Origin of the sequence: Pedococcus sp. 2YAF34, assembly GCF_052114585.1 — a bacterium.
Taxonomy (GTDB): Bacteria; Actinomycetota; Actinomycetes; order Actinomycetales; family Dermatophilaceae; genus Pedococcus.
Map to the genome: position 1 here is coordinate 95807 of NZ_JBFRFA010000004.1, position 18167 is coordinate 113973.

Annotated in this window: 20 protein-coding genes; 2 read left to right on the top strand and 18 right to left on the bottom strand. The window is 70.6% G+C overall.

Annotation, left to right across the window (positions count from 1 at the left end):
* Positions 1 to 172 precede the first annotated feature (172 nt).
* The 3 genes from AB4Z02_RS03870 to murA form a co-directional block, all read right to left on the bottom strand.
* The gene (locus AB4Z02_RS03870; protein ID WP_441969541.1) at positions 173 to 2188 is read right to left on the bottom strand and encodes a protein meaA; all 2016 of its coding nucleotides are present in this window, start codon (positions 2186 to 2188) and stop codon (positions 173 to 175) included.
* Positions 2189 to 2313: 125 nt separating this feature from the next.
* Positions 2314 to 2679, bottom strand: a complete 366-nt coding sequence (locus AB4Z02_RS03875) for an STAS domain-containing protein (RefSeq protein ID WP_441969426.1) — start codon at positions 2677 to 2679, stop codon at positions 2314 to 2316.
* Between the two features lie 160 nt (positions 2680 to 2839).
* The gene (gene murA / locus AB4Z02_RS03880; protein ID WP_056883540.1) at positions 2840 to 4123 is read right to left on the bottom strand and encodes a UDP-N-acetylglucosamine 1-carboxyvinyltransferase; all 1284 of its coding nucleotides are present in this window, start codon (positions 4121 to 4123) and stop codon (positions 2840 to 2842) included.
* 48 nt (positions 4124 to 4171) lie between these two features.
* On the opposite strand from murA, the gene AB4Z02_RS03885 reads away from it, so the two are divergent.
* On the top strand, positions 4172 to 4801 hold the full coding sequence (locus AB4Z02_RS03885) for a cob(I)yrinic acid a,c-diamide adenosyltransferase (RefSeq protein ID WP_056883539.1): 630 nt from the start codon (positions 4172 to 4174) through the stop codon (positions 4799 to 4801).
* Positions 4802 to 4807: 6 nt separating this feature from the next.
* Here the strand turns inward: AB4Z02_RS03885 and AB4Z02_RS03890 are convergent, their stop codons facing one another.
* The 12 genes from AB4Z02_RS03890 to AB4Z02_RS03945 all read right to left on the bottom strand — a co-directional run bounded on the left by AB4Z02_RS03890 (position 4808) and on the right by AB4Z02_RS03945 (position 14236).
* Complete coding sequence (locus AB4Z02_RS03890) at positions 4808 to 5236, bottom strand: DUF2550 family protein (protein ID WP_441969429.1); 429 nt, start codon at positions 5234 to 5236, stop codon at positions 4808 to 4810.
* Positions 5237 to 5251: 15 nt separating this feature from the next.
* A complete protein-coding gene (locus AB4Z02_RS03895; protein WP_056884103.1) occupies positions 5252 to 5521 on the bottom strand; it encodes a F0F1 ATP synthase subunit epsilon in 270 nt (89 codons plus the stop codon).
* 209 nt (positions 5522 to 5730) lie between these two features.
* Entirely contained in the window at positions 5731 to 7188 is a 1458-nt protein-coding gene (atpD, locus tag AB4Z02_RS03900; RefSeq protein ID WP_056883537.1) for a F0F1 ATP synthase subunit beta, read from the bottom strand.
* Positions 7189 to 7206: 18 nt separating this feature from the next.
* The gene (locus tag AB4Z02_RS03905) at positions 7207 to 8106 is read right to left on the bottom strand and encodes a F0F1 ATP synthase subunit gamma (protein WP_056883536.1); all 900 of its coding nucleotides are present in this window, start codon (positions 8104 to 8106) and stop codon (positions 7207 to 7209) included.
* Between the two features lie 125 nt (positions 8107 to 8231).
* Complete coding sequence (gene atpA, locus AB4Z02_RS03910; protein WP_441969432.1) at positions 8232 to 9869, bottom strand: F0F1 ATP synthase subunit alpha; 1638 nt, start codon at positions 9867 to 9869, stop codon at positions 8232 to 8234.
* Between the two features lie 99 nt (positions 9870 to 9968).
* On the bottom strand, positions 9969 to 10781 hold the full coding sequence (locus tag AB4Z02_RS03915) for a F0F1 ATP synthase subunit delta (protein WP_441969434.1): 813 nt from the start codon (positions 10779 to 10781) through the stop codon (positions 9969 to 9971).
* Positions 10781 to 11356, bottom strand: coding sequence for a F0F1 ATP synthase subunit B (locus tag AB4Z02_RS03920; RefSeq protein WP_056884102.1), 576 nt, complete (start codon positions 11354 to 11356; stop codon positions 10781 to 10783). The genes AB4Z02_RS03915 and AB4Z02_RS03920 overlap by 1 nt, the downstream gene beginning before the upstream one ends.
* Positions 11357 to 11425: 69 nt before the next feature.
* Complete coding sequence (gene atpE, locus AB4Z02_RS03925; RefSeq protein WP_441969436.1) at positions 11426 to 11650, bottom strand: ATP synthase F0 subunit C; 225 nt, start codon at positions 11648 to 11650, stop codon at positions 11426 to 11428.
* Between the two features lie 121 nt (positions 11651 to 11771).
* Positions 11772 to 12584, bottom strand: coding sequence for a F0F1 ATP synthase subunit A (gene atpB / locus AB4Z02_RS03930; RefSeq protein WP_056883532.1), 813 nt, complete (start codon positions 12582 to 12584; stop codon positions 11772 to 11774).
* Between the two features lie 103 nt (positions 12585 to 12687).
* Complete coding sequence (locus AB4Z02_RS03935) at positions 12688 to 12942, bottom strand: AtpZ/AtpI family protein (RefSeq protein WP_056883531.1); 255 nt, start codon at positions 12940 to 12942, stop codon at positions 12688 to 12690.
* 15 nt (positions 12943 to 12957) lie between these two features.
* Complete coding sequence (locus tag AB4Z02_RS03940; protein WP_441969438.1) at positions 12958 to 13410, bottom strand: hypothetical protein; 453 nt, start codon at positions 13408 to 13410, stop codon at positions 12958 to 12960.
* Positions 13411 to 13672: 262 nt separating this feature from the next.
* Positions 13673 to 14236 carry a hypothetical protein gene (locus AB4Z02_RS03945; RefSeq protein WP_441969440.1) on the bottom strand — a complete coding sequence of 188 codons (564 nt, stop codon included), beginning with the start codon at positions 14234 to 14236 and terminating at the stop codon, positions 13673 to 13675.
* A 121-nt stretch (positions 14237 to 14357) separates the two neighbouring features.
* Between AB4Z02_RS03945 and AB4Z02_RS03950 the strand changes: the two genes are divergently transcribed.
* Complete coding sequence (locus tag AB4Z02_RS03950) at positions 14358 to 14969, top strand: GNAT family N-acetyltransferase (RefSeq protein WP_441969442.1); 612 nt, start codon at positions 14358 to 14360, stop codon at positions 14967 to 14969.
* Positions 14970 to 14975: 6 nt separating this feature from the next.
* Here the strand turns inward: AB4Z02_RS03950 and AB4Z02_RS03955 are convergent, their stop codons facing one another.
* From AB4Z02_RS03955 to AB4Z02_RS03965, 3 genes are read right to left on the bottom strand one after another with little or no spacing between them, the layout of a single operon-like run.
* Positions 14976 to 16094: an MraY family glycosyltransferase gene (locus AB4Z02_RS03955; protein WP_441969444.1), complete on the bottom strand. Its 1119-nt coding sequence runs from the start codon at positions 16092 to 16094 to the stop codon at positions 14976 to 14978.
* A 28-nt stretch (positions 16095 to 16122) separates the two neighbouring features.
* The gene (gene glyA / locus AB4Z02_RS03960; protein ID WP_441969446.1) at positions 16123 to 17409 is read right to left on the bottom strand and encodes a serine hydroxymethyltransferase; all 1287 of its coding nucleotides are present in this window, start codon (positions 17407 to 17409) and stop codon (positions 16123 to 16125) included.
* Positions 17406 to 18155, bottom strand: coding sequence for an L-threonylcarbamoyladenylate synthase (locus AB4Z02_RS03965; protein WP_056883526.1), 750 nt, complete (start codon positions 18153 to 18155; stop codon positions 17406 to 17408). Before AB4Z02_RS03965 ends, glyA begins: the two co-directional genes overlap by 4 nt.
* Positions 18156 to 18167 lie beyond the last annotated feature (12 nt).

The window sequence follows — 18167 nt, forward strand, 5'->3', positions numbered from 1 at the left end:
TGTGGAGGACACCCGCCCCCACTGATTCACCGCGCGCGGGGCGAACTTAGGCGACGAAACGGCCACGTGGGCGAATTTTCAGGAAACACGCACCAAGACTTGACTCGGGCACCACGCGAGCCGCGTCCCGGCCTGTGGGGCAACGGTTTCCGGACCGGGCGCGGAGCGGGTCTCAGCCCCCGGCCGGACGCCCCGCGGCCAGGCCGCGCGAGCGCCGGACGACCTCGACGAGCTCGCCCATGATCTCGTTCAGCCCGAAGTCCTTGGGCGTGAAGACGGCCGCGACGCCGAGCTCCCTGAGCGCCTTGGCGTCGGAGTCGGGGATGATGCCGCCGACGATGACCGGGACGTCGCCGGCGCCGGCCTCCCTCAGCCCGTCGAGGACCTGCGGGACCAGCTCCATGTGCGACCCCGAGAGGATCGAGATCCCGACCAGGTGCACGTCCTCGGCCACTGCCGCGGCCACGATCTGCTCCGGCGTGAGCCGGATCCCCTGGTAGACCACCTCGAACCCGGCGTCCCGGGCGCGGACCGCCACCTGCTCGGCGCCGTTGCTGTGCCCGTCGAGCCCGGGCTTGGCGACGAGCACCCGCAGCCGCTCGCCGAGCTCCTCGCCGGTGCGGCGCACCAGCTCACGCACTGCCTGGAGCTCGTCGGTGCCCCCGTCCCCGACCCCGACCGACCCCGAGACCCCCGTCGGCGCCCGGTACTCGCCGAAGACCTCGCGCAGCGCCTGGGCCCACTCCCCCGTGGTGACCCCGGCGCGGGCCGCCTCCAGCGAGGCAGCCATGAGCGGGGTACCGGAGCGGGCGGCCTCCCCGAGCGCCGCCAAGGCTGCCGCGGCGCGCTGGCGGGAGCCCTCGTCCGCGTCGCGGTCCGCGCGCCAGCCGCGTACCGCCTCGACGGCCCGCGCCTCCACGTCGTGGTCGACGGTCTGGATGGCGGTGTCGAGGTCGGCCGTGAGCGGGTTGGGCTCGGTCGTCTCGAACCGGTTGACGCCGACGACGACGTCCTCGCCCGACTCGATCCGCGCCCGGCGCCGGGAGTGCGAGGCGACCAGCGCGGACTTCATGTAGCCGCTCTCGACGGCCGCGACCGCCCCACCCATCTCCTGGACGCGGGCGATCTCGGCCCTGGCGCCGTCGACGAGCTCGGAGACCTTGGCCTCGACGACGGTCGACCCGGTGAACAGGTCGTCGTACTCGAGCAGGTCGGACTCGTACGCCAGCACCTGCTGCATGCGCAGCGACCACTGCTGGTCCCACGGGCGCGGCAGTCCCAGCGCCTCGTTCCAGGCGGGGAGCTGCACCGCGCGGGCGCGGGCGTCCTTGCTCAGCGTCACCGCCAGCATCTCCAGGACGATGCGCTGGACGTTGTTCTCGGGCTGGGCCTCGGTCAGCCCCAGGGAGTTGACCTGCACGCCGTACCGGAACCGCCGGTGTCGCGGGTCCTGCACGCCGTACCGGTCGCGTGTGACCTCGTCCCACAGCTGGACGAAGGCGCGCATCTTGCACATCTCCTCGACGAACCGCACCCCGGCGTTGACGAAGAAGGAGATCCGCGCGACCACCTCGCCGAAGCGCTCCTGCGGCACCTGTCCCGAGTCGCGCACGGCGTCGAGGACGGCGATGGCCGTCGACATCGCGTAGGCGATCTCCTGGACCGGCGTCGCCCCGGCCTCCTGCAGGTGGTAGCTGCAGATGTTGGTGGGGTTCCACCTCGGCATCTCGGAGACCGTGTAGGCGACCATGTCGGTGATGAGCCGCAGCGACGGCTGGGGCGCGAAGACGTAGGTCCCCCGCGACAGGTACTCCTTGATGATGTCGTTCTGGGTGGTGCCCGCCAGCGCCCGCACCGCCTCGGCCGGGTCACGGCCCTCGGCGACCGCCTGCTCCTCCGCCACCACCTGGTAGAGCGCGAGCAGCCACATCGCGGTGGCGTTGATGGTCATCGACGTGTTCATGCGGTCCAGCGGGATCTGGTCGAACAGCGCCCGCATGTCACCGACGTGCGAGACCGGGACACCGACCTTGCCCACCTCCCCGCGCGCGAGCGGGTGGTCGGGGTCGTACCCGGTCTGGGTCGGCAGGTCGAACGCCACCGACAGCCCGGTCTGTCCCTTGGCGAGGTTGCGCCGGTAGAGCGCGTTGCTCGCGGCCGCGCTGGAGTGGCCGGCGTAGGTGCGCATCACCCAGGGCCGGTCGCGCTCGCGGCGCGGCGGCGCGTCGGGGGTGGGGGTCGACGCGGCAGCGGGCTCGGCAGGCTCGGGCATGGGCCGAACGTACCGGCGGGCCGAAGGCCCGCGGGAGGCGCTCAGGCGGTGACAGCCACCACAGTGTGGTCCTCGACGGGCTCGCGCAGCACGAGGGCGCGGTCGAGGCGTGACGCACGCAACAGGCGCCCGGTGCGCTCGCTCATGTCGATGACGGCCAGTCGGCGGCCGGCACGGCGGGCGCGCGTGTAGGCCTCCACGATGACCCCCAGGCCGGTCGCGTCACCGATCTCGGCGTCGGCCAGGCGCATCAACACGTCACCGCAGCCGGTGTCGATGATCTCGTGGAGGAGCAGTCGCACGTCGGGGACCGAGTGCACGTCGATGCGGCCGGTGATGGCGACCTCCTGCCCCGAGTGCAGTGCGCGGACCGCGACGGGGAGGACCCCGATGGTGCTGACCGACATGCGAACCCCCTTGTCCGTGGAGACATTCACTCACAGGGACGCCCGCGGGCGGGGTACGGGTTGTGTCGAGCCTGATCAAGATCTGGTAAAGGTCCCGGTCGGCCGGCCCGGTGTCGGCTACGCCAACCGGGAGGAACCCGGTCCTTCCGGGACGCTTCCCTCAGAGGAAGGGGTCGTCGTCCGGCTCGCGCGTGACGTCGGCGCCGAGGCCCTGCATGCTCTCGGCGAACCCTGCGTAGCCACGGTCGATGTGCTGGGCACCGCTGACCGTGGTCACCCCCTCGGCGACCAGGCCGGCGATGACCAGGGCCGCGCCGGCGCGGATGTCGCTCGCCTCCACCGGGGCGCCGGAGAGCCGCTCCACCCCGTGGACCATGACATGGTGGCCGTCGATGCGGGTCTCGGCCCCGAGCCGGTTCAGCTCCTGGACGGTGCGGAACCGGGCCTCGAAGAGGTTCTCGGTGATCATCGCCGAGCCGTCGGCGACGGCGTTGCAGGCGAGGGCGAAGGGCTGCAGGTCGGTCGGGAAGCCAGGGTACGGGAGCGTGGCCACGTCGAACGCGCGCGGGCGGCGGCCCCCGGAGTCGACCCGGAACCCCCGCTCGGTGTCGGTGACGGTGGCACCGCTCGCCTCGACCAGCTCGAGGGCGGCGACGAGGTGGGCGCTCACGGCGCCGACGACCTCGACGTCGCCGCGGGTGGCTGCGGCGGCGAAGGCCCAGGTGCCGGCCGCGATGCGGTCGGGGACGACGGCGTGCTCGGTGGGCGAGAGCCGGTCGACGCCCTCCACCTCGATGACGGAGGTGCCGGCGCCCGTGATGCGGGCCCCCATCGACGTCAGCATCTCGGCGATGTCCGCGATCTCGGGCTCGCGCGCGGCGTTCTCCAGACGGGTGGTCCCCCGGGCCAGGACCGCAGCCGTCAGGACGTTCTCGGTGGCCCCGACGCTCGGGAACTCGAGCCGGATCTCGGCGCCGTGGAGGCCGTCCGGCGCCTCGGCGACCAGGAAGCCGTGGGTGACGTGGACGCGGGCGCCGAGCGCCTCCAGCCCTGCGGCGTGCAGGTCGAGCCCGCGTGAGCCGATGGCGTCTCCCCCGGGCACGGCGACGTCGGCGGAGCCGGTGCGGGCCACCAGCGGGCCGAGCACGGCGGTCGACGCGCGCAGGGCGCGGACGAGGTCGTAGTCGGCCCGGTGCCCGATCTTCTCGGGCACGGTGATCTCCACGACGCCTGCCGTGGCGTCGTAGTCGACGGTGCAGCCCAGGCGCCGCAGCAGCTCGGCCATGATCGTCACGTCGAGGATGGCCGGGACGTTGGTCAGGCGGGTGCGGCCGACGGCGAGCAGGGCCACGGCCATGAGCTTGAGCGCGCTGTTCTTGGCACCCCACACCGCGACCTCGCCACGCAGCGCGGTGCCTCCGACGACCCTGAATCTCTCAGCCACCGACCCACCCTATCCGCGCCGCCCAGGCCCATCTGACAGGCTGCTGCCATGGTCAACCTGACGCGCATCTACACCCGGACCGGTGACGACGGCCGCACCCACCTCGGGGACATGAGCCGCACCAGCAAGACCGACGTCCGGTTGCTCGCCTACGCCGACACCAACGAGGCGAACGCCGCCATCGGGGTCGCCCTGGCCGCCGGTGAGCTCCCCGAGGACATCCGGGCCACCCTGCTGCGGGTGCAGAACGACCTGTTCGACGTCGGCGCCGACCTCTGCACCCCGCTGCAGCCCACCTACGAGTACCCGCCGCTGCGCGTCCAGCAGGCATGGGTCGACGAACTCGAGGCCGACTGCGACGCCTACCTGGAGCGCGTCGAGAAGCTGCGCTCGTTCATCCTGCCCGGCGGCACCGTGGGCTCGGCCCACCTGCACGTCGCGACGACCGTGGTGCGCCGGGCGGAGCGCGCGGCCTGGGCTGCGATCGACGCCTACGGCGACCAGCCCGGCGACGGCAGCAAGGGCCACGGCGGGGTCAACGTCCTCACCGCGAAGTACCTCAACCGGCTCTCGGACCTGCTCTTCGTGCTGGCCCGCGTCGCCAACCTGCCCATCGGCGGCGACGTGCTGTGGCAGCCCGGCGGCGGACGCGCCCAGGCGCCCGACCGGAAGAAGTGATCCCGCTCAGGCGACGTTGACGTTGAAGCCGGGGGGCGAGCTCTCCAGCCAGCTGCGCATGGCGGTGTAGGCCGCAGGCGCCAGGGCCAGGCGGAACTCGTCGCCGTCGTAGCGGCACGCCACCGTGACCGCCTCCGGCAGGGCGGCGATGGCTTCCTGCGAGACCTCCGGCGGCCCGAGCTCGAGCCGGGGTCGCTCCCAGGTCCGGACCGGGCGCGGTGAGGGGCCGATGAGGGTGTACCACTCCAGGGTCCCGCCGGAGAAGCGCAGCAGCCCCAGCCGGTAGGACGACCGGTCCAGGGCACGCAGCGCGCACAGCATGAGCGGTGCCCCGGACGACAGCAGGCGCCGGCGCACGAAGATGTACGCCAGCGCCAGGACGGCGAGCAAGGCGAGTGCCCCCACGATGATCTCGACGAACGTCGCGGGCGCCATGCTCACCCCTTTCGGCTACGCCGGGATCTGCGAGGCGTCGACCGCCTCGGCGACGATGATGACCTTGTCACGGTCGACCGACAGGAAGCCCCCGTCGATGCGGGCCGCCGCGTCGGTGCCTGCGGTCCGGATGCGCACGTCGCCCTCGACGAGGATGCCGAGCAGCGGGGTGTGGCCGGGCAGGATGCCCAGCTCGCCGTCGACGGTGCGGGCCAGGACCATGTCGGCCTCGCCCTCCCAGACCTTGCGGTCGGCGGCGACGAGTTCAACCTGCAGGGTGCTCACGGTGTCCTCCACGGGAATGCGTACTGCTCGAGTCTAACCACCGCCGTGGGGAACCCTCCGGCGGGTGGTATGCCGCGGGGCCAGCCAGAGTGGCTGGCCCCACGGCACACGGGTGCTTCAGTCGACGCTGTCGCGTCAGTCCTGCATCGACGCTGTCGCGTCAGTCCTGCATCGACGCTGTCGCGTCATCCTGCATCGACGGTGTCGCGTCAGAGGTTCTTCTCGATCTCCGCGGCCTGGCGCTCGACGTCGTCGAGGCCACCACACATGAAGAACGCCTGCTCCGGCACGTGGTCGTAGTCGCCGTCGGCGATCTTGGTGAACGCCTCGATGGTGTCGGTCAGCGGGACCGTCGAGCCCTCGATGCCGGTGAACTGCTTGGCGACGTAGGTGTTCTGCGACAGGAACCGCTGGATGCGACGGGCGCGGTTGACGAGGATCTTGTCCTCTTCGGAGAGCTCGTCGATGCCGAGGATGGCGATGATGTCCTGCAGCTCCTTGTTGCGCTGGAGGATCTGCTTGACGCGCACCGCGGTGTTGTAGTGGTCCTCGGCGATGTAGCGACGGTCGAGGATGCGCGAGGTCGACGTGAGCGGGTCCACGGCGGGGTAGATACCCAGCGAGGCGATCTCACGGGACAGCTCGGTCGTCGCGTCGAGGTGCGCGAACGTCGTGGCCGGGGCCGGGTCGGTGTAGTCGTCGGCCGGCACGTAGATCGCCTGCATCGAGGTGATCGAGTGACCACGCGTCGAGGTGATGCGCTCCTGGAGCGTGCCCATCTCGTCGGCGAGGGTGGGCTGGTAGCCCACGGCGGACGGCATGCGGCCGAGAAGGGTGGAGACCTCGGAACCGGCCTGCGTGAAGCGGAAGATGTTGTCGATGAAGAGCAGCACGTCCTGGTTCTGGACGTCGCGGAAGTACTCCGCCATGGTCAGCGCCGACAGCGCCACGCGAAGACGCGTGCCCGGCGGCTCGTCCATCTGGCCGAAGACGAGGGCGGTCTGGCCGAGGACTCCGGCCTCCTCCATCTCCACCATGAGGTCGTTGCCCTCACGGGTGCGCTCGCCGACACCGGCGAACACCGACACACCACCGTGGTCGCGGGCCACACGGGCGATCATCTCCTGGATGAGCACCGTCTTGCCCACGCCGGCGCCGCCGAACAGGCCGATCTTGCCGCCCTGCACGTAGGGCGTCAGCAGGTCGATGACCTTGATGCCGGTCTCGAACATCTGGGTCTTGGACTCGAGCTGGTCGAAGGCCGGGGCCTTGCGGTGGATGCCCCAGCGCTCCTTGACCTCGAACGTCTCGCCCTCGGCGAGGTTCATGACGTCACCGGTGGTGTTGAACACCTTGCCGAGGGTCTGGTCGCCGACGGGCACGGTGATCGGGCCGCCGGTGTCCTGCACCTGGGTGCCGCGGACGAGGCCGTCGGTGGGCTGCAGCGAGATGGCGCGCACCATGTTGTCGCCGATGTGCTGGGCGACCTCGAGGTTGAGGTTCTTCTTCTCCCCCGAGAGCTCGACCGTGGTGGTGAGCAGGTTGTACTGCTCGGGCATGGCGTCGGCGGGGAACTCCACGTCGACGACCGGGCCGATGATGCGGGAGATGCGGCCGATGCCACCGGGGGTGGCGGCCTGGGTCTCTTCAGTGACAGTGGCAGTCATTGGTTTCTCTCTACCTTCTCAACTGGCGTCGGCGAGGGCGCTGGCGCCGCCCACGATCTCGCTGATCTCTTGGGTGATCTCGGCCTGGCGGGCCTGGTTGGCCAACCGGGTGTACTTCTTGATGAGCTCCTCGGCGTTGTCCGTGGCGGACTTCATCGCCTTCTGGCGCGCGGCCAGCTCGGACGCGGCGGCCTGGAGCAGGCAGTTGTAGATGCGCGCCGTGACGTACTTGGGCAGCAGCGCGTCGAGGACCTGCTCGGCACCGGGCTCGAACTCGTAGAGGGGCAGGACGTCGTCCTCGGCAGGGGGCTCCTCGCCCTCGACCACCTCGAGGGGCAGCATGCGGATGACGTCGGGCTCCTGGTTGACCATGTTGACGAAGCGCGTGAAGACGATGTGGACCTCGTCGGCACCACCGTCCTCGTAGGGGCGGTTGAACGCCGCCACGAGCTCCTCGCCGATCTCCCGCGCCACGTCGAACGTGGGCTGGTCGGTGAACCCGGTCCACTCGGCCGCGAACTCACGCTTGCGGAAGCGGTAGAAGCCCACTGCCTTGCGGCCGACCAGGTAGGGGACGACCTCCTTGCCCTCGCCGCGCAGCTCGCCGATGAGGCGCTCGCTCTCCTTAATGACGGAGGAGCTGTAGGCACCGGCGAGGCCGCGGTCGGAGGTCACGACGAGCACCGCCGCGCGGCGCACCTCGGCCGACTCGGTGGTGAGCGGGTGGTCGACGTTGGAGAACGTCGCCACCGCCGACACCGCGCGCGTCAGGGCGCGGGCGTACGGCGAGGACTCACGGACGCGCTGCTGGGCCTTGACCACGCGGGACGCGGCGATCAGCTCCATGGCGCGCGTGATCTTCTTGGTCGCCTGGACGGACCGGATGCGCTGGCGGTAGACCCGCATCTGCGCTCCCATATGTTGCCGCCTCTCTCGTTCGTTCCTGGTGCGGCCCGGGGCCGCGGATCACGTGCTTGGGGGGTGCCGCCCGGAGGCGGCGACGCTGTCACCGGGTGCCCACCGTGGTGGGCACCCGGTGGTGGTCAGCGCTTCTGCTTGACGATCTGCTCCTGCTCGACCTCGTGCTCGAGCTCGCCCGGGTCGGCCTCGTGGCCGACGGGGGTGTTCTCGGCGCCGGAGGCGGCGAACTGCTCCTTGAACGCCTTGACGGCGTCCTCGAGCCCGGATCGGGTCTCGTCCTCGAACTTCTTGGACTCGCGGATGGCGTCCAGCAGGCCCTTCTTCTCGCGGCGCAGGTAGTCCAGGAACTCGGACTCGAAGCGCGAGACGTCCTCGACCGCGATCGAGTCGAGCTGGCCGGTGGTGCCGGTCCAGATGGACACGACCTGCTCCTCGACCGGGAACGGCGCGGCCTGCTTCTGCTTGAGGAGCTCGACGAGGCGGGCACCCTTCGCGAGCTGGGCGCGGGAAGCCGGGTCGAGGTCCGAGGCGAACATGGCGAACGCCTCCATCGCGCGGAACTGCGCGAGGTCGAGCTTGAGGCGGCCGGAGACCTCCTTCATGGCCTTGATCTGCGCGGCGCCACCGACACGGGAGACGGAGACACCCACGTCGATCGCGGGACGCACGTTGGCGTTGAAGAGGTCGGCCTGGAGGTAGATCTGGCCGTCGGTGATGGAGATGACGTTGGTCGGGATGTAGGCCGAGACGTCACCGGCCTTGGTCTCGATGATCGGCAGGCCGGTCATCGAGCCGTGGCCGAGCTCGTCGGACAGCTTCGCGCAACGCTCCAGGAGGCGGGAGTGCAGGTAGAATACGTCACCGGGGTAGGCCTCGCGGCCCGGCGGGCGGCGCAGCAGCAGCGACACGGCGCGGTAGGCCTCGGCCTGCTTGGACAGGTCGTCGAACACGATGAGGACGTGCTTGCCCTGGTACATCCAGTGCTGGCCGATGGCCGAGCCGGTGTACGGCGCGAGGTACTTGAAGCCCGCCGAGTCGGACGCGGGGGCCGCGACGATCGTCGTGTACTCGAGGGCGCCGGCCTCCTCCAGCGTGCCGCGGACGGCAGCGATGGTGGAGCCCTTCTGGCCCATGGCGACGTAGATGCAGCGGACCTGCTGGTCCGGGTCGCCGGAGTCCCAGTTCTGCTTCTGGTTGATGATCGTGTCGACCGCGACCGTCGTCTTGCCGGTCTGGCGGTCACCGATGATGAGCTGGCGCTGGCCGCGACCGATCGGGGTCATGGCGTCGACGGCCTTGAGGCCGGTCTGCAGCGGCTCGTGCACCGACTTGCGCTGGACGACGGTCGGCGCCTGCAGCTCGAGGGCGCGACGCTCGGTGGTCGCGATCTCGCCGAGGCCGTCGATCGGCTGGCCGAGCGGGTTGACGACGCGACCGAGGAACGCGTCGCCGACGGGCACGGAGAGCACCTCGCCGGTCCGCTTGACCTCCTGGCCCTCCTCGATCCTGGAGAAGTCACCGAGGATGACGACGCCGATCTCGTGGACGTCGAGGTTGAGCGCGAGGCCCAGGGTCCCGTCCTCGAACTCGAGCAGCTCGTTGGTCATGCACGAGGGCAGGCCCTCGACGTGGGCGATGCCGTCACCGGCGTCGCTGACGCGGCCGACCTCTTCGCGGGAGGCCGTGCCGGGCTCGTAGGACTGAACGAAGTTGTCCAGTGCGTCCCGGATCTCCTCCGGACGGATCGAAAGCTCCGTCATCTGATCTCTTCTCCCTTGAGTGGTGCAGTGACCGGTGCCGAGGGGCTCGGACCGGAAGGCGTGGTGGTGGTCGTGCTGTGCAGTTGTCGTGCGGTGCCGTCAGCCGGCGATGTGCCTGCGCGCCTCGTCGAGGCGACGCAGCACGGTGCCGTCGACGACCTCGTCGCCGACCTGGACACGGATGCCACCGAGCACCTGCGGGTCGAGGACGACCTGCAGCACGATGGACTTGCCGTAGATGGTGTGCAGCGCCGCGCCGAGACGCTCACGCTGCTGGGGCGTGAGCTCGGTCGCCGCGGTGACGACGGCCGTGAGCTGCTCGCGTCGCCTGGACGCGAGGGCGAGGTAGCCCTCCAGGGTGCGGTCGAGCTTGCGACCCCGGGTGGCGAGCACGGCCTGGCGGGCCAGCCGCACGGTCGTCTCGCTCGACTTGCCCTCGAGGAGCTGGCTGATGACGCCCGCCTTGGCCTGGGCGTCGCCCTGGCGGTTGGTCAGGCGGTCACGTAGCTCGGGGTTGCCGGCCACGATGCGCTCGAACCGGAACAGCTCGTCCTCGACGCGGTCGATCTCGCCGTTGGCCTCGGCCTGGGCGAGCAGCGACTCGATGCCGAGCTCCTCCACGCAGTCGGACAGGTCGCGCTCGGTGGCCCAGCGCTGGCCGACCACGGTGCGGAGCAGGTCGGTCGTCGGCTGCGACACCTTGCCGCCCAAGACCCGCGTGACCAGGTCACGCTTGGCCTCGGCGTCCCGGGACGGGTCGGCCAGGGCCCGGCGCAGCGTGGCGCTGCCGTCGATGACGCCCACCACGGCGAGGAGCTCCTCACCGAGGGTGCGGCGGTCCGCCCCCGCGCCGAGCGCGGCCTCGAAGGCCTTGCTCGACTCGATGGCGGCAGCCCGCGACGAACCACGCATCAGGCGCCCTCTCCGACCTTCTCGGGCTGGATGTTGCCGGCCTCGAGCTCGGCCAGGAACCGGTCCACGGTGCCGCGGCGACGGGTCTCGTCCTCGAGGGACTCCCCGACGATGCGGCTCGCCAGCTCGGTCGACAGCCGGCCGACCTCGCTGCGCAGCGAGACCACGGCCTGCTGGCGCTCGGCCTCGATCTGCTTGTGCGCGGCCTCGGTGATGCGGTTGGCCTCGGCCTGGGCGTGACCGCGCATCTCGACGACGATCGCGGCGCCCTGCTCCCGCGCCTCCTCACGGATGCGGGCCGCCTCGGCGCGCGCCTCGGCCAGCTGGGCCTGGTACTGCTCCAGCGCGGCCTGCGCCTGCTGCTGCGCCTCTTCCGCCTGCTGCATGCCGCCCTCGATGGCGGCGGTGCGCTCGGCGTACGCCTTCTCGAGGTTGGGCACGACCTTGGTGGCCACAACCCAGTAGAGGATCGCGAAGGCGATGACGCCGAAGATCAGCTCACCCCAGAGGGGCAGGATCGGCAGGCGCTCGCCGGTCTTGTCCTCGGCGGCGGCCGCGACAACCACCTGCGTGATGCCGGTGAAGTGCTGCACGGGTTCTCCTAGTGCTGTGGTGCCAGGGGGCGTGGGGCTGGGTGGTTCGGCTTACTTGAAGACGAACGCGAGCACCAGACCGAAGATGGCCAGCGCCTCGGCGAGGGCGAAGCCGAGGATGGCGATGCCCTGGAGGACGCCGCGCGCCTCGGGCTGTCGGGCGACACCGTTGATGTAGGCGGCGAAGATGAGGCCGATGCCGACACCGGGGCCGATCGCGGAGAGGCCGTAACCGAGGATGGCGATGTTGCCACCGATGTTGATGGTCCCGTTCATGGGATGAGTCCTCTTTCGTTCTTGAGGGTCCCGCATGACATTCGCCGTGCGGACATTCGTGGGGTTGGCTATTCAGTTGTGGGCCGAGCGGTCGTGCACCGGGCGCAGGGCCCGGACGGTCTCAGTGCTCGTCGGCGAGGGAGCCGGCGATGTAGGTGGCTGCGAGCAGCGTGAAGATGTAGGCCTGCAGGAACTCGATCAGTGCCTCGAAGGCGGTCAGCACGAAGGCCATGCCGAAGGAGCCGACACCGGCTGCCTTGAGGCCGATTCCACCGTGGATCAGCATGTACTCGCCACCGGTGATGAACAGCAGCAGGAGCATGTGCCCGGCGAACATGTTGCCGAAGAGTCGCAGGGCCAGCGTCAGCGGCCGGGTGACGAAGTAGGTCAGCAGCTCCAGCGGGATGATCAGCACGTAGATGCCCTTGGGCAGGCCCGGCGGGATCATGTGCTTGATGTGGCCCCAGGCGCCGTTCTTGCGGATGCCCACGGCGTGGTAGATCACGAAGACCAGCAGGGTCAGCGCGATCGGGAAGCCGATGCGGCTCATCGTGGGGTACTGGATCGGCGGGATGACGCCGAACAGGTTGTTGACCAGGATCAGCATGAACATGCTGAACAGCAGCGGGACGAACCGCAGGAAGTCGTGGCTGCCGATGATGTCGCGGGCGACGCCGTTGCGCACGAAGTTGTAGGCACCCTCGGTCACCCACTGGCCCTTGCCCGGCACCACCGCAGCACGCTTGGTCGTCGCCACGAGGAACCAGGCGATCAGCGCCACCGAGATGGCCAGGACGACCATCGGGCGCGTGATCGCGAAGTCGCCGTGACCGATCAGGGGCTGGTAGAACTCGGCGGGCGTGGGGGCGTGGAAGCCCTCCCCGTCACCGCCGGCAGCAGCCGGGCTGATGGCACCCAGCACGTTCAGACTCACAGGTTCTCCTCGAGCTTTGCGTTCGGAACACTCCACTGGCCGATGAGGGCAACGGTCACGAGCCCCGGCCCTGCATGCACTGGGCGGACCTGACCTGCGGAAGTCATTGCGTACCGTACCGGAACCACACGAGGTACAGCGACAGGGCCATCCCACCCACGATCCCCACAGCAACGAGCCACGTCGTGCCCAGCCAGCGGTCCAGTCCCCAGCCGATCGCACCGAACATCGCCGGCCCCGTGATGAGGTAGGAGACGACGTTCCACATCCGCGCCTCCTCGAGGCGCTGGTGTCCGGCGTCGGCCTTCTGCAAGGGCGTGGGCCGGTCGTCCGGCGGTGGCGTGGAGGGGTCGGTCACGGTGGGCTCCTGGGGTCATGACGCAGGTCCCTCATCCTGCCCCGAATCCTCGGGGGCGTCGAAGACGAGTCGGCGGGACCGGACGAAGGCGACGACCTGGAAGACCTGCCACACCAGGGCGACCGCGAGCACGGTGACGCCGAAGGCGGTCCCGTCGAGCCACGAGGCGTCCTTGAGGGCCATGATCACCACGAGCAGGAAGATCATCTGGCCCATGAAGACGGCAAGCGCGCTGGCGAGGAACCGCAGCGGGTCCATCGCGCCGCCCAGCCGTCGCATGACGAGCAGGCCGAGGGCGAAGAAGGCGAGGGCGATGACGAAGCCCAGTGCCGCACCGAGGGCGGCCTTGCCGCCGGAGACCAGCGCAGCCACGACCACGGCGACCGGACCCACCGCGACGGTGGGGACGAACGCTCCACGCAGCATGACCGCAAACGGGTCACGGTCGGCGTGAGGGGCTGTGGTCATCGGTCTGCTGCCTGATTCGTCGGGGCTGCGGGGCCTGGCGAACGGTGGTCCACACCCGCCCTGGGGTGCTTGTGAAAGGTATCACAAGCGCTCCGCCACGCACCAACCACGCCGGTCCCAGTGGCGTACGAGCAGCAGGAGGCACCCCGTCGACAGGCCGACGGCCCAGTCCCCCGTGGGGAACCGGGCCGTCGTGGGGGTCGTCGTGGGCAGCCGACGCTGGCAGCCGTCGTGGGCAGCCGTCGTCGTGGAGCGGGGTGCCTCAGGCCTGACGGGCGCGGACCAGGCGGCGCACCGTGCCGAAGACGCCGAGTGCGGCGAAGAGGACGAACATGACCGCCTGCGAGCCGTAGGACGACAGCACGTTGCCGGTGAAGAGGTTGGCGCTGACGAAGTCCACCACCGACGGGTAGCCGAGGGACTGGCCCTGCGGGGTGTTGTAGAAGTCCACCAGGTCGGCGGTGACGACCGCGAAGAAGGACAGGGCGACGCCGCCGAGGACCACGAGCACCAGCGGGACCAGGCCACGGTTCGGCGTCCGGGTGGCGCCCTTGGTGTAGAGCGCCGCCCCGGCGCCGGCGATGACGAAGCTGGAGATCGAGGCGACGAAGCCGAGCTCCCAGACCAGGACGGCGACGGCCATCCCGAGCGGCACCGCGGCCAGCGAGAACAGGATCCCGCGGGACACGATCTCGACCGGCTGCTGCGCCTGGGTGTACAGCGCAGTGGCGTCGAACGGCCCCACCTCCGGCAGCACCGGGGCCGGCGCCGGCGTCGGGACGGAGGCCTTGGGCGGCTCCGGGATGAGGTTGTCGGTCGTGCTCATGGTTCCCCCCTGCTGGGCGCCGCGCGGGTCGCGGACGTCTCGTTCGGGGCGTGACGCTAGGACATCGGGGGTCGTGGTGTGGGTCGAACCGGGCAAACCGGTCGGCGCTAGCCTGCGACCCGTGACCGCGCATCCCCCGACCGGCTGCCCCCTCATCGGCCGTTTCGTCCGGCTGGACCCCGTGCGACCGGCTGATGCCGAGGGCCTGCACGCCGTCCACACCGACCCGGTCGTCTACTCCCAGGGCTACGTCATGGCGGCCCCTCCCCCGGACCTCGCCGCCACCCGGGCGCTTGTCGACGCAGCGGTCGCGGCCCGCGCGGCCGGCCGCACGGCATACACGGTGCGCCTGACCGGGGTCGGCGGGCTCGGCGAGGAGGGCACCGTCGTCGGCACCTCCTCCCTCGGCGACGTCGACCTCGTCCACGAGCGCCTGCACCTGGGGTGGACGGTGTACGGGTCGCGCTGGTGGGGCACGGCCGTGAACCCGGAGTGCAAGCTGCTGCTGCTCGGGCACGCGTTCGACTGCGGGTTCGGCCGGGTGAAGATCCAGACCGACGCCGTCAACGAGCGGTCCCAGGCGGCGATCGCCAAGCTCGGTGCGACGCGCGAGGGCGTGCTGCGCCGGCACACCCGGCGGGCCGACGGCACCTTCCGCGACACCGTGGTCTTCAGCGTGCTGCGCGACGAGTGGCCACGCGTGCGCGCCGGGCTCGAGCAGCGGCTCGGCTGACCTCCATCAGGAGATGCGGCGGACCCGGCCGCCGGTCGGGGCCCACCGGGGCAGCCAGATGGTGAGCACGCCCACGACGACCACGGCAGCGAGCACGCCGGCTCCCGCGACCCGGGCGTCCTGGATGAAGATGAAGCTCACCGAGCCCAGGGCGGCCACCGCGGCCCACATCCACAGCAGCAGCACCGCGCGACGGTGCCCGTGACCGATCTGGAGCATGCGGTGGTGGAGGTGCTGCTTGTCCGGGCTCCACGGCCGCTCACCGCGCCGGGTGCGGCGCACCACCGCGAGCAGGATGTCGACCAGCGGCAGCAGGATGATGGCGGCCGGCACCACGAGCGGCAGCAGCGTCGCCGCCACCGGGTTGGTGCTCACCTGGGACGGCGTGACGTTGCCCGTCGTCGAGATCGTGGCCGCGGCGAGCAGCAGCCCCAGGAGCAGCGCCCCGGAGTCGCCCATGAACAACCGTGCCGGGTGGTAGTTGTGGGGCAGGAAGCCCAGGCAGCAGCCGATCAGCGCGGCGGAGATGAAGGTCGCCGACGAGAACACGTTGGGCGGGTCGAACGTGCGCGAGATGCCGTAGCTGTAGATGAAGAAGGACGACGCGGCGATGACGACGACACCGGCCGCCAACCCGTCGAGCCCGTCGATGAAGTTGACCGCGTTGGTGAACAGCACCACGGCGAAGACCGTGAGGCCGACCATGATCGGCTGCGGCAGCACCGTCACGCCCCCGATCGGCAGCTGGAAGAGCGTGACGCCGTTGAACGCCATGATGCCGGCCGCGATCATCTGGCCGCCCATCTTGGTCAGCCAGTCGAGCTCGCGGATGTCGTCGATGGCCCCGAGGACGCAGACGATGGCCGCACCCCACAGCACCGCGTTGAGCTCGGGCCCCAGCCGGAAGACCTGGCCGAGGAACGGCAGCCGGCTCGCCGCGAGCATCGACGCGGCGAACCCGAGGAAGATCGCCACCCCGCCCAGGCGTGGGATCGGCGTCGAGTGGACGTCACGGTCGCGCACCGGCGTGAACGCGCCGGTACGCACGGCGACGGCGCGCATGAGGGGCGTCGCGGCATACGTGATCACCGCGGCGACCATCAGGACGAGGAGGTACTCGCGCACTCAGGGCGCCTCTCGGGTGGGTCGGGACTCAGCCTCGAGGGTATGCCGGGAACCTGGTCACGAGGTCCGTCACGCCCGCACGGACCTCCTTGGAGACCGCGTGGTCGGGGTCGGCGTCGCCCTCGATGACGGCCTTGGCGATGAGGTCGGCGATGGTCCGCATCTCGTCGGTGCCCATCCCCTGGGTGGTGACGCAGGGGGTGCCGACGCGGATGCCGCTGGCGATGTTGGGCTTCTGCGGGTCGAACGGGATGGCGTTCTTGTTGAGGACGATGCCGGCTGCGTCGGAACGGGCCTCGGCGTCGGCGCCGGTGACGCCCACACCCTGCAGGTCGTGCAGCGACAGGTGGGTGTCGGTGCCGCCGGTGGTGGGACGGATCCCCTTCTCCCCCAGCGACGTCGCGAGCACCCTGGCGTTCTCGATGACCTGCTTGGCGTACGCCTGGTACTCGGGCGTCGCGCACTCCTTGAAGTTGACCGCCTTGGCCGCGATGGTGTGCATCTGCGGGCCACCCTGCATCATCGGGAACACGGCCTTGTCGAGCTTGGTGGCGTGCTCCTCCTTGCAGACCAGCGCACCGGAACGCGGCCCGCGCAGCACCTTGTGGGTCGTGAAGGTGACGACGTCGGCGTGGGGCACCGGGCTCGGGATCGCCTTGCCGGCGACGAGGCCGATGAAGTGCGCGGCGTCGACCCAGAAGATCGCGCCGACCTCGTCGGCCAGCTTGCGGAAGAACTCGAAGTCGATCAGGCGCGGGATCGCCGAGCCGCCGGCGAGGATGACCTTCGGGCGGTGCTCCTTGGCGAGGCGCTCCACCTCGTCGTAGTCGATGTCCTCGGTCTGCTTGTCGACGCCGTAGTGGACGGCGTTGAACCACTTGCCGGAGAAGGACACCTTGGTGCCGTGGGTGAGGTGGCCACCCATGGGCAGCGCCATGGCCAGGATCGTGTCGCCGGGCTGCATGAAGGCGCCGTAGACCGCCTGGTTGGCGCTGGCGCCCGAGTGCGGCTGGACGTTGGCGTGGTCGGCGTCGAACAGGGCCTTGCACCGCTCGATGGCGAGGGTCTCGGCCTTGTCGACCTCGGAACAGCCGCCGTAGTAGCGACGACCCGGGTAGCCCTCGGCGTACTTGTTGGACAACGTCGAGCCGAGCGCGGTGAGCACCTCGGGGCTGGACATGTTCTCCGAGGCGATGAGCTGCAGGCCGCTGCGGATGCGGTCGAGCTCGGACACGAGGACCCCGGCGATCTCGGGGTCGAAGGACGACAGGGCGCCGAAGTCGGAGCCGTAGAAGGTGTCAGCGCTCTGGGTCATCGCGTCTCTCCTGGGGTGCTGCTGTCGGGGGTGCTGCTGTCTGGGGTGCTGTCGGCGGCCGGATCCGCCGGCAACTCTAGGGCCTGGGTGGGTTCGGGCTCCTCGGCGTCCGGGGCGGGGTGCAGGACGGCGTCGAGCTGCTCCTGGGTGACGGCGCCGGCGCGCAGGACGACGGGCTCGTCGGCGGTGCAGTCGACGATGGTGGAGACCTCGGTGCTCGTGGTCGGGCCGGCGTCGAGGTAGACGGCGACGGCGGCGCCGAGCTGGGCGGCGGCGTCGGTGACGGTCGTCGCGGGCGGGCGGCCGGTGAGGTTGGCGCTGGTGACGGCCATCGGGCCCACCTCGCCGAGCAGGGCCAGGGCGGTGTCGTCCTTCGGCATCCGCACCGCGACCGTGCCATTGGTGTCGCCGAGGTCCCACATCAGCGAGGACTGGGCCTTGAGCACCAGGGTGAGCGGGCCGGGCCAGAACTCGCGGATGAGGTCACGCGCCCACTCCGGCACGTCGGTGGCCAGGCCGTCGACGGTGCGGACGCTGGGCACGAGGACCGGGGGCGGCATCTCACGGCCCCGGCCCTTGGCGGCCAGCACGGACGCGACCGCCTCGGGGGAGAACGCGTCGGCTCCGATGCCGTAGACGGTGTCCGTCGGCAGGACGACGACGCCGCCGTCGCGGACGACCTCGACGGCGGCGGCGATGCCCTCGGCGCGGCCGGACTCGGTGGTGCAGTCGTACACAGGACTCATGGGCTGCAGCCT

What these genes read in the sequence shown, in the direction of transcription:
- AB4Z02_RS03870 (WP_441969541.1), bottom strand. Translation starts at nt 2,188, where the DNA reads ATGCGCACCTACGCCGGCCACTCCAGCGCGGCCGCGAGCAACGCGCTC.
- AB4Z02_RS03875 (WP_441969426.1), bottom strand. Translation starts at nt 2,679, where the DNA reads ATGTCGGTCAGCACCATCGGGGTCCTCCCCGTCGCGGTCCGCGCACTG.
- AB4Z02_RS03885 (WP_056883539.1), top strand. Translation starts at nt 4,172, where the DNA reads ATGGTCAACCTGACGCGCATCTACACCCGGACCGGTGACGACGGCCGC.
- AB4Z02_RS03890 (WP_441969429.1), bottom strand. Translation starts at nt 5,236, where the DNA reads ATGGCGCCCGCGACGTTCGTCGAGATCATCGTGGGGGCACTCGCCTTG.
- atpD (WP_056883537.1), bottom strand. Translation starts at nt 7,188, where the DNA reads ATGACTGCCACTGTCACTGAAGAGACCCAGGCCGCCACCCCCGGTGGC.
- AB4Z02_RS03905 (WP_056883536.1), bottom strand. Translation starts at nt 8,106, where the DNA reads ATGGGAGCGCAGATGCGGGTCTACCGCCAGCGCATCCGGTCCGTCCAG.
- atpA (WP_441969432.1), bottom strand. Translation starts at nt 9,869, where the DNA reads ATGACGGAGCTTTCGATCCGTCCGGAGGAGATCCGGGACGCACTGGAC.
- AB4Z02_RS03915 (WP_441969434.1), bottom strand. Translation starts at nt 10,781, where the DNA reads ATGCGTGGTTCGTCGCGGGCTGCCGCCATCGAGTCGAGCAAGGCCTTC.
- atpE (WP_441969436.1), bottom strand. Translation starts at nt 11,650, where the DNA reads ATGAACGGGACCATCAACATCGGTGGCAACATCGCCATCCTCGGTTAC.
- AB4Z02_RS03940 (WP_441969438.1), bottom strand. Translation starts at nt 13,410, where the DNA reads ATGACCACAGCCCCTCACGCCGACCGTGACCCGTTTGCGGTCATGCTG.
- AB4Z02_RS03945 (WP_441969440.1), bottom strand. Translation starts at nt 14,236, where the DNA reads ATGAGCACGACCGACAACCTCATCCCGGAGCCGCCCAAGGCCTCCGTC.
- glyA (WP_441969446.1), bottom strand. Translation starts at nt 17,409, where the DNA reads ATGACCCAGAGCGCTGACACCTTCTACGGCTCCGACTTCGGCGCCCTG.
- AB4Z02_RS03965 (WP_056883526.1), bottom strand. Translation starts at nt 18,155, where the DNA reads ATGAGTCCTGTGTACGACTGCACCACCGAGTCCGGCCGCGCCGAGGGC.